Below are 12,272 nucleotides of genomic sequence, written 5' to 3' on the forward strand. Positions count from 1 at the left end.
TTAAAGTTTTGCAACATAGCCCAGATAGGCATTTTTCAGCGAAGAATAATGATCTGAAACCTCGAGCAATAAATCACAATGACGACAGTTAATTTCAAGCTTTTCCTGCCATATTGTCTCCGTTATCCCATGGCATCGGCAGCAAAACACATTCTCACTCTGCCCACCATAACCAATGTACTGCATTTCTTCCGCTGAAAAACCTACCTCTTCAGCCAATTGCTTCATAGCATGCAGCTTATCCCATTCCATAGCAACATAAAGGAAACTCCCCATCTTCTGCTTACTCAACCATTCAAAAACTGGATGTTCTATAGAAAACAATTCAAAAGGTAGTTTTTTCTCAATGACCAAATCTATAACTGGTTGTAAAATTTCCATCCCCTGCTTGTCAGCACAAAATAAATATTTGCGTTTTCCAGGAACAAACGAAACTTTCTCCATCACCATACTCCTCTGCTTTCCAACCTATCCTTCAAGTAATCGATTACTGTATTCCTGAAGAGAGCAAGGCCCTTATACTCGACAATATGATCCGGCAGCTCGCGGAGGATTTTGTAAAATTGTTCAGCCCATTCCGTATTGGATGTTAATTTTTCTAATGAAATCAGGTGTGTATGAATGGTAAAAAGAAGACCTCCTGAGCGCGGTAAACGGAAAAGCTTCTGTACCTCCACACGTAAATGAACAAATTTACCGGCATTTGCTAAGGTTACCTCTTTCCTACCTTTCCCCCAGACGTCAAAGGTTTCAAGAGAAGTATCAAGGCGATTCCCGGCCATCAAGGACCAGTTTTTCCGCCACCATGGATTACCCGCTTCCAGCTTTAACAAGAACTGAAGGATTCGCTCATCCAATTCCTCCTCCTTAAAGCCAGGAATCGGACGATGAATTTCTTTAAAGCTCATTCCCAGATCGAAGGCCAACGACCAATTGGCAGGGAAGCATAATTGACCGGCATCCAAGAACAAATCCCCATCTTTTTGCATCATGAAAATAAGATCCTCTTGCACATGCCTTCCAATAAAATCGAGGGGCTCACATGGTAATGTAGATTCATCACCAAATATAAATGTCTGGTTCTCTTGTAAAATTTTATTTTCGAATGTCCAATTTTCATTTTTTTTATCAAGATGAAAATTATTAGGATAATAGGTTGTTAGATGCTCCATTATTATCTCAAGGATTTCCCACTGACCTTGAAGCGTATGGGGCAATGACTGATAGCATCGTTCAGGATGCTTTTTAAGTAATCCCCGCTTAAGGTTTATTTCAGTAATATAGCCCGGTGTTATTTCAATGCTCATTGGATAATCCATTGGAATCGAGTTATTAGAGTAACGATAAACCTCTCCCTTGAATGGGTAAGGAAATGTTTCTAACTCATCAGCCTTTTGCATGTAATCCCCACTTTACTGAAAATTCTATATTTTTATTTTAATAAAAAGAGTAATAGAATGTGAATACCTATTTTGTTTCTCTCATGACCGTGTTAACAAGTTGTTCAAATATTTTTTACGAAATTGTGAAATAGCGAACAATTTACTCTTAATTCAAAATAAACATGGTATATTAGCAATGTAAACAATATTTAAAACTTATTTTACTAAGGAGTGTTTCAAATGGTAGTCAATTGGTTAAGAGAAACCAAAGTTGCCACTGCGATCTTAACAGTTCTTCGCTTATATATCGGATATTCTTGGCTTACAGCTGGATATCACAAATTAGCAGGTGGGTTTGATGCTTCTGGGTTTTTAAAAGGAGTAATCGCGAATCCGGTAAAAGGACCTGATGGCAGCATCGTTTATGGCTGGTATGTTGATTTCTTACAGCACTTTGCTTTACCAAACGTGGATATTTTCAATACAATCGTTCCTGTTGGTGAATTTTTAGTAGGTCTTGGACTTATTCTTGGATGTTTAACAACTGCGGCAATGTTCTTTGGTCTAGTGATGAACTTCGCGTTCTTTATGGCCGGAACAGTATCACATATTCCAACAGACCTATTCATTGGTGCGATTATCTTAATCTCTGGATTTAACGCAGGCCGCATTGGTCTTGACCGCTGGGTAATCCCTTTTATCCGCAACACTGTTTATAAAAGTAAAACAATTAGCAAACAAAAGGCATAATCATTCCCGTTAAAAAATTGTTCAAAACTTTTTTACAAACTTGTGAAACATCGAACAATTTATCCTTAATTCAAAATAAACATGGTATTTTAACAATGTAAACAATATATAAAACTTATTTTACTAAGGAGTGTTTCAAATGGTAGTCAATTGGTTAAGAGAAAACAAAATTGCCGCTGGTATTTTAACAATTCTTCGCTTATATATTGGATATTCTTGGCTTACAGCTGGGTACCACAAATTAGCAGGCGGATTTGATGCTTCTGGATTTTTAAAAGGAGTGATCGCGAATCCGGTAAAAGGACCTGATGGCAGCATCGTTTATGGCTGGTATGTGGATTTCTTACAGCACTTTGCTTTACCAAACGTGGATATTTTCAATACAATCGTTCCTGTTGGTGAGTTTTTAGTAGGACTTGGACTTATTCTTGGATGCTTAACAACTGCTGCAATGTTCTTTGGTCTAGTGATGAACTTTGCGTTCTTCATGGCTGGTACGGTTTCTCATATTCCAACAGACCTTTTCATCGGAGCGATTATCTTATTCTCTGGATTTAACGCAGGCCGCATCGGTCTTGACCGCTGGGTAATCCCATTTATTCGCAGAGCAGCATTCAAAGGCAATCGAGCAGTCAAACACAATAGCTAATTAAAAAAGCGCCTATGCTTACGAGTTTCATACTCATTGACATGGGCGCTTTCTAATTAATAACTATCTTCACTTTCTTCTATACCAGTTCTGTTTTCGTACCAATTTGTTGCCTGTGTGAGAATCGCAAATACAACAAAGAAATTCATCGCCCAGACATTAATAAATGGAGCTAAACCGCCAAATTCAATCGTTTCATAACCTTTAAGCTTCATAATTATCATGGATTCCACAAAAATAAGAATAAACCCAACAACACCTGCTATCGCCGCTCTGATCATTATTTTTTCCTCCTATAACTTTTTATATGAATATCCTCTAAATCTACATTAATTAAATTGTAATTTTGACAATTTCTTGAACATTTATAATCCTATTATATTGCATTTTTCTTTAAAGCAAAACTGTAAAAACAAATAAAAATGGAGCTACCGCAGCAACCCCATGTAATGGATTTTTTTATTGATCATTATTTCTATTTTGTAAAACCTCAATGAGTAAATCCAATTTCTCATTTCGCTGTTGATCTAATTTTGTTTTCTCATTCATGAACTTTATGGTTCTGACTACAAAATAAATACTAAACACTAATATTACTAAATAAAGTAAAATAGGAATGATTGCAAAAAGACCAAAAATACTGCTGTTGCCCATCATCAAACCGCCTCCATTATTATGAAATAATTCCATTATTACACAATAATAATAGCATTTTATAAACAACTTTAGTTACATTTGGGAAAATTTTCTATACCCCGTCTTCTTATTTATTTAATCCAATGATCTGGAATCCTTAATGAAGCTGGTAATTTCGTTTTAATATCACCATTTGCTGAATTAATCTGTGCCTGGGTAAGAAAGATACATCCTGTTAGATTAGCACCGCTTAAATTTGCGTCTCTTAAATCTGCACCGATGAGGTCTGTCACTCTTATGTCCGCATCTCTTAAATCAGCGGCGATTAGCAAAGCACCTCTTAAGTTAGCTCCACGAAGGTTAGCACCTTTTAACTTTGCACCTATAAAGTCCCAACTCTTACTTATTTTTTTATTGTTTTTACGAGAAATTTTTGCCCGAACCAGTTCGCTTGTCCGTAAAAGTAAATCATTAACTGACGCTCTATGGGCTGGAACATCAAGTTCAAGTAGTAGTTTTGGACTTAGATTAGTGAGATTTTCCGTTTCCTCAACAGCAGCTTGCAATTCTTTTCTTATAGTCTTTGTATCTTCTAAACCAAGCGCTTCATTTAAGTAGCACAGCATTTCATGGAGCTGCTGCATAATTGGAAATAGCTCGAACATTTCTTTAGTCAGCTCTGGGTAATCCCGCCAATCGTTTCCACCATAGGTGACTTGAGATACCTTTTGACCTGCGCCAAAGCATTCATATACTGCACAGCCCCGAAATCCTTTATTTCTTAGATTATTATGAATACTGCAACGATAATCTGCTTGCAAATTACGACACGGGGTACCACCATCCTTATCAAAAGCAAAATCAGCGGACTTTGCATAAGGCAATGCTACACAGCATAATCCAAAACAGTTTTCACAGTCGGCACTTAAATGAATATTTTCATTTTTAGTTATTTGAGCAGTCAATAGTTTCACATCCTAATATTGCATAAAAAATTTATATCTATTGATATTTTTCAAAATTATAACTTTACAATAATACGACTATGAAAAAAATACAATTTTTCCATAAAAAAACGAGCCATACGGCTCACATGATAATATATATAATTATTTTACTAGTCCTGCCCTTAAATTTTTAATACCAAATTCCAAATACCCTTTTAAACAGGTCAGCATATAAACCCAGCCTTCTTTATTATCGATGATCTGACCTACAAACTCGTCGTCATTTTCGTTAAAACCTTCTTCAGTAACTTCAATAATTGTACTTGAATTATCTAGATCTTCCAGGTTAATGGTTACAATATGACCTTCCCCATTGGACCCCCACGCAAATACGATTTTCTTATTCTCCTCAATTTCTATTACTTCTATATCACCTTGAGCATTATATTCATCATATTTCAGTGTAATCGTTTTGCCGGCTTCCCATCTTTCTGAACTCGATGAGAACCAAAAATTCCCGATTTTCGCTGGGTCAACGAATGCTTCATATACTTCATTAGCCGGTACTAGGATTTTCATTTTCGTAAGGTTGTTCATATGATTTAATCGACTCTCTTTCCATTATTTAATTGGGAGAATTTCAATCATGCTTTTCTTTTATTTGCTCACGGATCATTTCAAGTTCTTTCAATGAAAGTTCGCCGAGGGATTTTTTTATTTCCTCTTCAAGCAGCTTTCTGTTGCTTTCTCGGTATCTATCCCACCATTCTCTAAGACCATCTGTATGATCCAAGAGGTATTCGATATCTATTTCTTCCACTTCATCGTCTGAAAGATAATTTAATGTAGCTGCTAACATACGATTAAGGTTACCAATTTCATCTTCGTTTTTTTCACTTATTTCATTTGGCAATAGCTCGTCCGTTTCCATGTCTTCAGTTTCGTTGCTTGTGGTTACAGCCTTTCTTGGCATCGTTTCCCTCCACTTTATAATGATAATATACATTTCAGTATTGCCATATAAAGTAAAATTAATGACCTTTAACTTCTAATTCCTACTCATTAAACCTTCCCATTAAAATAGTATTATAGTAATTTCCATCCGAAAGAACTTTGTCTTTTTTTAAAATCCCTTCCACCTCAAACCCATATTTTTCATAAAGCATTCTCGCTTTATCATTGGTTTCAAGAACATTCAAAGTTATTTTCTTAATTCCATTTGAATCTGCCCAATGCAGTGACTCCTTTAATAAGTTTTTTCCTATCCCGTATCCCCAATATTTTTTCAACACACATATACCAAATTCAACTTTATGTGAAGTTCTCTTCAACTTATTTCCTTCACATCGAGAAAAACCTACAATTTGTTCATTAGCTTCTGCCACTAAAAATAGGTTACTATTACTTTCTGTATCTTCTTTAATGATTTGTTTAAATCCTAATTCATCTATGTATGCCTCGCCTTGCTCTCGGTCTAAGTTTTCAGTTTCCCCATCTATCTGTACTCTTACTTCAGATAAGGTTTTTGCATCCTCTTCTAGTGCAGACCTAACCAAATACCGTAAATTATGAATATAAAATTCTTTTGGATTTACCTTCATTACAATTCCCCCCACAAAATCCTTATACCAAAGCACTGACCTTGATTTTCCAAATCATATGATCAAATCCTTCGCCCCAATAATCTTTTAACAAGTAATCCGGATTTCCAAATTTCTTTTTCCAGATTTTTTGTGCGCTAGTATATCCACTATCTAAACAAACCTCTTTTATTCCTTTATTTTGCAATACAAAATACATATCTTTCAATAACTGATTCCCAATCCCCATTCTCTGGTAATCCGGATTAACAAATACTGTACCTACTTCCATCAGCCCTTTAAATACATTGTTGGTACAATCGCAAATTAGTTCACTTGCTGGGCCGTATTCAATGGAACCGACAATTTTGTCAGCGTGGATACCAACCAAAAAATAACGTTCTGCGCCTAGACTTTCAAAATCATTCACTAAATATTTATTCTTCACCTCGATTTCTTTTTCAATATCATCTACCTTCTCCTCAATACCTTCTTTAGTAAAGGTGTCTGTAATCACTGTTCTAAACAATTGATTCAACTCATTGATATCCTCAACTATTGGCCTTCTTATCTCAATATTTAGCACCCCAAAACCACTCCAAACTCCTATTCCCTTCGAATAGGATAATGAAAAAAGAGTTGCCGCAACAACTCATGTTTTTGCACATTACATATCTAATTTTTCTTTTTTTCCTTTACTGTCATCCTCATAGAAGCTGTCTTCCATGTCCTCCTGGTTATCTCGAGTCACTTTTGCAACCATGAAGGATGATACAATAATGCCGATTGTACCCATGAAATAATAGCCTTTAACAAATAATGGTTCTTCCAAGGTGTAAAGTCCTACCAGCATAAGTGCTGTAAATATAGCGAATGCTGCCCAGGCTAAAAACGTAAAGTGTTGAGTATTACGCCTTCTTTTTTTCAAGGAATTTCCCCCAATTTATAATTTATTACATTAATATTACCATAAAAAGACAATAAACAAATTAGATTATTTCAAATATACGGATAATCGAGATTTATTAACTCATAACAAAAAGGCTGCTATTTTAGCAGCCAGTTCTTTAAGGAGATGGGGACTTATTAAATCCATTTAGCGAACCATGCAACATAATATGCAGCTGGAATAAACAAAAGTTGAGCAACGATGGTACCCAAAAATTTCGAACTAATCATTGTCAAGGAATAACTCTTCAAATAAATATAATCACTTTGTTTTTTCATTACTCTATCCGCCAAAACCGATGCTTTAGGGTCAATAAACAATGTTAATAAAATGGTTGCGATGCCATTTATGATGCCCGATGACATTAATGCCGCCTGTGCATAATCTTTAGGAACCAACATTGATGCGTATATAGAAGAAAGTACCCCAATGGTAAAAACTGCCGAAATAATAACATTCATCACAAAAAGACGCTTAGGAATTGTTTTTAACGTAATTCCTTTTAAGTATGTTAATCTTGGGCGTCTAAAACACATTACTATCTTTTTAATGCCGTTTCGATTAAATTGATTCCTAAATAACGCTATTACTGACCCACGTTGATTGGAAAGTTGAACAATGGCCCGAGAAAAGATATTGATGAATGTAGGAAATAGCAGGATACCAAACAACACTCCGATAGATGTTACCCCAATCAATATCCGATATTGTTCTTCTATGTAGTTTAATTTATTTAAATTTGGTGCCTCTGCAATTAGTTTTGCTGTTAGTGGTTGTTGAATCATGGTTGAGAACCTTGAAACAATAACTAGAGTACTAAACAAAGATAATGCTGTTGCAATTAGTTTTACTCGTGCACCTGAAATCCTAGTTGAATAGGCTAATGTCTCAATCATTGTTATGATCAATAAAAATATTGAAATTATTATAACCTTACCGGTAATTAGCACCATAAAATCCCCTTAAAAATTTCTATAAAATAAGTATCAAATGTCTTTAATTTTTGACACAAAAAATATCACTCCCAAAGTTACCTATGATTGAATCAATTCCCATAAACTATTCTACTCCGAACTTCGATAAAAAGCGATTCCTCGATAATTAAGAGCCCACCTCAATACCTAAAAGTGACAAAATATCAAACTTTGAGAAACAAGTGGTTTCTATCACACCTTTTTTAAATTATCGATTATACAATCGTATTGAATTCATTAAAAGAAAAGGGGATGAAGTAAACATCGGAGCTCAAAAGAGTATAAATCATACATAGTAATCTTTCACTTATACGAATCTTTGGAAAAAATGGAGGAGGAGTTCTATTGCTAAAATTATTAGTTTTCGTTCTAATTGCTATTACTTTGATTTTATTGAGTGTTTTTATTGATGGTCTTATGGAATTACAAAAGCAAGAATTGGAAGAGAAAAAAAATATTATCAGAGAAGGAATTGAAGGATATTTAGATCGAACGTTTGGATTTGGAACAGTTAAAATTTTCAAATCGCTACTTGATGCCGAGGGCAATTTAGGATATTTAGTTTATTTACCGCATTACGAATGGTTCAAATCTCCACAATACAAATGGTATGAAGTGTTCGCTACCCAAAAAGGATTCCAGCATGACGAAGTAGAACGATGATTACGATTACTTAAACAAAGAACACCCCGCAGGGTGTTCTTTGTTTAATAATCTATTAATTTTTAAAACCACAATCTTTTATGATAATCATAATCTGAGATATCGAAATTCTCTTCCGTTTCTATTTTTGGGGAACTTTCTTCACCAGCTTCTTCTGATTGGTTATGATCACTTTGTTTCATTAATTGTTCCATAGTTAGTATCCCCTCTCCTATTTCTTACTTCTATTTTAATGTAAGCGGTTACAAATGTCAGGTGTTATTTACTGGTAATTAGTAATTATAAATCATTAGTCCCTTTTGAACATGAGAGAATGGTATGCATGATTCTGGTAAAAAAGAATCATTTTTACACGATTGACATATTCGTAATATCATTGACATATAATTTATCAATCACATAGGAAGGAGGAGAAACCCATGGATAATAGGATTTTCTTATTCCTTGCTACAATTTTATCTGGTTTTGCACTTATTAGAGTTCCTTTAGACGGTTCATTTCTTGAAGGCGTTTCACCGGTTACTGATATCATTGGCTTCCTAACGGTAATAATATTCTCACTCGTTTTAATTTATAAGGGAGTAAAAGGTTTGTTCAGTAAGTAAATAGGATGAACGTGAAAAGCACCCAAATAGGGTGCTTTTTACTTTGCCACGAAGCGTATATGAATAAACTTCAACATTTTTAATAAATCTACCACCCTCACCATGACACGGGTTGCACCCTCCCACTTCTTGCTTGCGGGTATACCTTTGAAGTATGGTTCACAGGTAAGTACCTTGATTCGTGATGACCATCCCTCAAGTACTTTTGGATTGTTAACATAGAAATACATTTTTGCACCTTTGTTCCCCGTTTTTTCCACTGTACGATTTGAAATATTTATGGCAAATTTCGATTCTGCATCGAAGTACAACTCCCCGCATGGAAAGCGATTCGCCATCTCCTGTAAAATTCCTTTGAGCTGATCTTCATGAAAATAGTAGAAAACTCCCGCGGATATAAAAAGGATACCGTCCTCTTCATTAAAAATCACCTCATCAAACCATGAAACATCAAAAAAGGACTTGGCAATACTAATATTCCTCGGAGAGTCAGTGATAAAATTTTGGCGGAAAGCAATCGCATCTGGCAAATCGAGACTATACCAGTTAATGGTGCCATTATCTACTCTTGAAAAGGTCGTATCAAGTCCCGCACCAATGTTGACAATGGTGGCCCGTGGATGTTTTTCAATAAAGGCTCGGATGGTATCGTCAATCTTTCGTGCTCGTACTATATAGCTGATACCACCGTATTCACCAAAAGTCTTAGCTATTTCTTTAAAATCAAAATCGCAGCCTGCAATGATGTCTATCGCTTCCTTGTCATACAAAATTTCAGGATTTTCCTTACTCGCTGTGGCGCGTCCCCAAAGAGGAATGAGCATTGTAGCTTGAACGGATTGTAAATTTAAGGACATATTTATCTTTCCTCCATTTGCTTCAGCAGGTAATTCACTTTATGCAAAGCGTATTCAAGATCCAACTGCTCTTCCCTATCTAAACTTTTAGTCAAAAAAATAGAACTGATAAATATCAGTCCTTTCACGATTTCATGGAAGTAATTTTTAAGTAGTCATCCCAAGGGATTTTCAGCATACCTTTCCCATAGCAAAGGAAATTTTTCTCTTAACCCCTCTTCATCATCTTCATCCCAATCAAATTCCATTGTAGGCTGGACATAATTATCACCCGAGAGTTTTTTGTATAAATTGTAATATTGCTCATCATCAAATCCAGTTTTTTCTTCATAAGCCATACTTGCAACATAAAGCAAATCCTCAAATTCTGGTACGTCCCCTTCCTCTTCTAACTCCCTAAGATGAGGAATCATTTTTTCCGGATCAGTTAAAATAGCTTCATAAGAGTCTTTTCCTAGATATAGCAGCCAAGCCCTAAAATAATCGAAGGAATCATCTGAGCACCCACCCATGACTATGTAAGCTGCTGCCCATAAATTTGATATATAAGATTTATAATAAGCTTGGTTAAAAAAGTAGTCAAACATGACAATATCCATTACCGGTCTTTTGGATAAGTGGTTTCCTAACCACTCAAGCTGTTCCTCTAGGTCTTCCCCTTTTTTCTTAGTAGTCTCAAGTAGTTCCCAAAAAAGAGCTTCTGTCATATCACTTTCTTTAATCACTCGTCTAGATGAATCTGCCACGACATATCCTTTTTTTAACTTAGATTGAATCAGTTTATTGGCTTCTTTTTGGCAGATTTCTTCCGAATCAAACTCCTTTGATTTAACAGCTCCAACCTTATCGACTTTACCATATGTAACAGTATACGATTTTCCGGTAACGTTAATTTTCCAAAATTTATTTGATGAACCGTCTGTATAAATAAGTAACATTTGCATGAACCTACACTCCTATGTTAATTCATTTTCCTAAAAATTAATTCGATTATTATTAAGGAAAACCCTTTTAGTATCCTTGGCAAAAAATAATTTTAAACAGATTAAGGACATATGTCCTATCCAATAAACCTGGATATGTTTTTTAATAAAGGAGAGAAACAAATCGAGGTGAGAAAAAATGAGAGGGATTTTATTTGCATTCTTAGGTGGAGCCTTTATTACACTCCAAGGTGTTGCAAATACTCGGATTAGCGAGGATATTGGTACTTGGCAGGCGGCGACGATTACCCAGTTAACTGGATTTATAATGGCCTTGCTTATCCTATTTTTCGTAGGGGACAGAAAATGGAAAAGGTTTAAACAAGTGAAACCGTTATATTTGGCTGGCGGCTCCTTTGCAGCGATTGTTATTTTCGGTAATGTCACGGCTATCCAGAAAATAGGTGTTACCCTAACGGTTTCCGCCCTCCTGATTGCCCAGTTGGTTCTGACCTATATTATTGATAGTAACGGTTGGTTCGGTACAGTAAAACAAAAGATCACGCTATCTCAATTCATCGGTATCGGGATGATGATAGCTGGGGTGATTATCCTACGGTTTTAATGTAAATGGTAATGGATAGAGGTGATTGGGCTTATGAAAGAAATTAACAATCAGGACCTAGTTAGATCTTATTTACAAACCCATCAAATTGAGTCGGTATTCAATGAACCATTAATACCACATTTGTCCCTTTACAGTTATGAACAAGGGGAATTCATCTGTTCTCAAGGCGAGTCTTCTCAGTATTTATATGTACTTGTCAAGGGTAAGATCAAGGTCTATACCACATCGGCGGAAGGTAAAACGCTTATTCTCTCCTTTAAGACACCGCTTGAGGTGATTGGAGACATTGAATATGTACAGGATATTAACATTATTAATACGGTTGAAGCCGTATCGTCTGTTCACATGATTGGAGTTCATCACCGCTGGTTGAAAAAATACGGTAGTGATTATGCTCCTCTGCTGAAATTTTTACTAGAAATCATCACACAAAAATTTCATCTTAAAACCAATACAATGAGCTTCAATTTGTTGTATCCGGTGGAAGTACGATTTGCCAGCTATTTATTGTCTGTCTCCTTTGAGGATTCCGATTCCATGAATAAAGGGCAGCTGCGCATCAGTATTAAGGATGCTGCGAACTTTATTGGAACAAGTTATCGTCATCTTAATCGGGTTATTGGGCAGTTCTGTACGAATGGGCTCATTGAGCGAAATAAAGGATTTATTCTAGTTAAGGACAGAGATGGGCTAAGAGCGCTGGCAGGAGATAATATTTACGAATAGTCA

General features: G+C 35.6%; 20 protein-coding genes. 6 read left to right on the plus strand and 14 right to left on the minus strand.

Annotated elements, in window-relative coordinates; genetic code table 11:
• Entirely contained in the window at nt 1-444 is a 444-nt protein-coding gene (locus tag ABES02_RS14355) for a dimethylamine monooxygenase subunit DmmA family protein (RefSeq protein WP_430135924.1), read from the minus strand.
• Nucleotides 444-1,400: a heme-dependent oxidative N-demethylase family protein gene (locus ABES02_RS14360; RefSeq protein WP_430135927.1), complete on the minus strand. Its 957-nt coding sequence runs from the start codon at nt 1,398-1,400 to the stop codon at nt 444-446. Before ABES02_RS14360 ends, ABES02_RS14355 begins: the two co-directional genes overlap by 1 nt.
• 222 nt (nt 1,401-1,622) lie before the next feature.
• Between ABES02_RS14360 and ABES02_RS14365 the strand changes: the two genes are divergently transcribed.
• Both ABES02_RS14365 and ABES02_RS14370 read left to right on the plus strand, forming a co-directional pair.
• Nucleotides 1,623-2,132, plus strand: a complete 510-nt coding sequence (locus tag ABES02_RS14365; protein WP_430135930.1) for a DoxX family protein — start codon at nt 1,623-1,625, stop codon at nt 2,130-2,132.
• Nucleotides 2,133-2,271: 139 nt separating this feature from the next.
• The gene (locus ABES02_RS14370; protein WP_430135933.1) at nt 2,272-2,781 is read left to right on the plus strand and encodes a DoxX family membrane protein; all 510 of its coding nucleotides are present in this window, start codon (nt 2,272-2,274) and stop codon (nt 2,779-2,781) included.
• Between the two features lie 56 nt (nt 2,782-2,837).
• Here the strand turns inward: ABES02_RS14370 and ABES02_RS14375 are convergent, their stop codons facing one another.
• The 9 genes from ABES02_RS14375 to ABES02_RS14415 form a co-directional block, all read right to left on the minus strand.
• The gene (locus ABES02_RS14375) at nt 2,838-3,062 is read right to left on the minus strand and encodes a hypothetical protein (RefSeq protein ID WP_430135935.1); all 225 of its coding nucleotides are present in this window, start codon (nt 3,060-3,062) and stop codon (nt 2,838-2,840) included.
• Nucleotides 3,063-3,240: 178 nt separating this feature from the next.
• Nucleotides 3,241-3,438 (minus strand): DUF4083 family protein, encoded by a 198-nt coding sequence (locus ABES02_RS14380; RefSeq protein WP_430135938.1) that lies wholly within the window; start codon nt 3,436-3,438, stop codon nt 3,241-3,243.
• Between the two features lie 110 nt (nt 3,439-3,548).
• Complete coding sequence (locus tag ABES02_RS14385; protein WP_430135941.1) at nt 3,549-4,382, minus strand: pentapeptide repeat-containing protein; 834 nt, start codon at nt 4,380-4,382, stop codon at nt 3,549-3,551.
• 144 nt (nt 4,383-4,526) lie between these two features.
• Nucleotides 4,527-4,961: an SRPBCC family protein gene (locus tag ABES02_RS14390; protein ID WP_430135944.1), complete on the minus strand. Its 435-nt coding sequence runs from the start codon at nt 4,959-4,961 to the stop codon at nt 4,527-4,529.
• A 43-nt stretch (nt 4,962-5,004) separates the two neighbouring features.
• Complete coding sequence (locus ABES02_RS14395; RefSeq protein WP_430135947.1) at nt 5,005-5,337, minus strand: hypothetical protein; 333 nt, start codon at nt 5,335-5,337, stop codon at nt 5,005-5,007.
• An 82-nt stretch (nt 5,338-5,419) separates the two neighbouring features.
• Nucleotides 5,420-5,965 carry a GNAT family N-acetyltransferase gene (locus ABES02_RS14400; protein WP_430135950.1) on the minus strand — a complete coding sequence of 182 codons (546 nt, stop codon included), beginning with the start codon at nt 5,963-5,965 and terminating at the stop codon, nt 5,420-5,422.
• A gap of 22 nt (nt 5,966-5,987) precedes the next feature.
• Nucleotides 5,988-6,530 carry an N-acetyltransferase family protein gene (locus ABES02_RS14405; protein ID WP_430135953.1) on the minus strand — a complete coding sequence of 181 codons (543 nt, stop codon included), beginning with the start codon at nt 6,528-6,530 and terminating at the stop codon, nt 5,988-5,990.
• An 81-nt stretch (nt 6,531-6,611) separates the two neighbouring features.
• A complete protein-coding gene (locus ABES02_RS14410) occupies nt 6,612-6,872 on the minus strand; it encodes a YiaA/YiaB family inner membrane protein (protein WP_430135955.1) in 261 nt (86 codons plus the stop codon).
• Between the two features lie 158 nt (nt 6,873-7,030).
• Nucleotides 7,031-7,846, minus strand: a complete 816-nt coding sequence (locus ABES02_RS14415) for a lipid II flippase Amj family protein (protein WP_430135958.1) — start codon at nt 7,844-7,846, stop codon at nt 7,031-7,033.
• A gap of 366 nt (nt 7,847-8,212) precedes the next feature.
• Here ABES02_RS14415 and ABES02_RS14420 point away from each other — a divergent pair, with 366 nt between their 5' ends.
• On the plus strand, nt 8,213-8,530 hold the full coding sequence (locus ABES02_RS14420) for a hypothetical protein (RefSeq protein WP_430135961.1): 318 nt from the start codon (nt 8,213-8,215) through the stop codon (nt 8,528-8,530).
• A 62-nt stretch (nt 8,531-8,592) separates the two neighbouring features.
• Here the strand turns inward: ABES02_RS14420 and ABES02_RS14425 are convergent, their stop codons facing one another.
• Complete coding sequence (locus tag ABES02_RS14425; protein ID WP_430135965.1) at nt 8,593-8,724, minus strand: hypothetical protein; 132 nt, start codon at nt 8,722-8,724, stop codon at nt 8,593-8,595.
• 225 nt (nt 8,725-8,949) lie between these two features.
• Here ABES02_RS14425 and ABES02_RS14430 point away from each other — a divergent pair, with 225 nt between their 5' ends.
• On the plus strand, nt 8,950-9,135 hold the full coding sequence (locus ABES02_RS14430) for a hypothetical protein (protein WP_430135968.1): 186 nt from the start codon (nt 8,950-8,952) through the stop codon (nt 9,133-9,135).
• Between the two features lie 38 nt (nt 9,136-9,173).
• Here the strand turns inward: ABES02_RS14430 and ABES02_RS14435 are convergent, their stop codons facing one another.
• Together ABES02_RS14435 and ABES02_RS14440 are read right to left on the minus strand one after the other, a co-directional pair.
• Nucleotides 9,174-9,992, minus strand: coding sequence for a class I SAM-dependent methyltransferase (locus ABES02_RS14435; protein ID WP_430135971.1), 819 nt, complete (start codon nt 9,990-9,992; stop codon nt 9,174-9,176).
• A 155-nt stretch (nt 9,993-10,147) separates the two neighbouring features.
• Entirely contained in the window at nt 10,148-10,936 is a 789-nt protein-coding gene (locus ABES02_RS14440; protein ID WP_430135973.1) for a DUF4240 domain-containing protein, read from the minus strand.
• Nucleotides 10,937-11,114: 178 nt separating this feature from the next.
• On the opposite strand from ABES02_RS14440, the gene ABES02_RS14445 reads away from it, so the two are divergent.
• Together ABES02_RS14445 and ABES02_RS14450 are read left to right on the plus strand one after the other, a co-directional pair.
• Nucleotides 11,115-11,540: a DMT family transporter gene (locus ABES02_RS14445; protein WP_430135976.1), complete on the plus strand. Its 426-nt coding sequence runs from the start codon at nt 11,115-11,117 to the stop codon at nt 11,538-11,540.
• Nucleotides 11,541-11,573: 33 nt separating this feature from the next.
• Complete coding sequence (locus tag ABES02_RS14450) at nt 11,574-12,269, plus strand: Crp/Fnr family transcriptional regulator (protein ID WP_430135979.1); 696 nt, start codon at nt 11,574-11,576, stop codon at nt 12,267-12,269.
• Nucleotides 12,270-12,272 lie beyond the last annotated feature (3 nt).

Source organism: Neobacillus pocheonensis (assembly GCF_050477905.1).
In the GTDB taxonomy this organism is placed as follows: Bacteria; Bacillota; Bacilli; order Bacillales; family Cytobacillaceae; genus Neobacillus; species Neobacillus pocheonensis_A.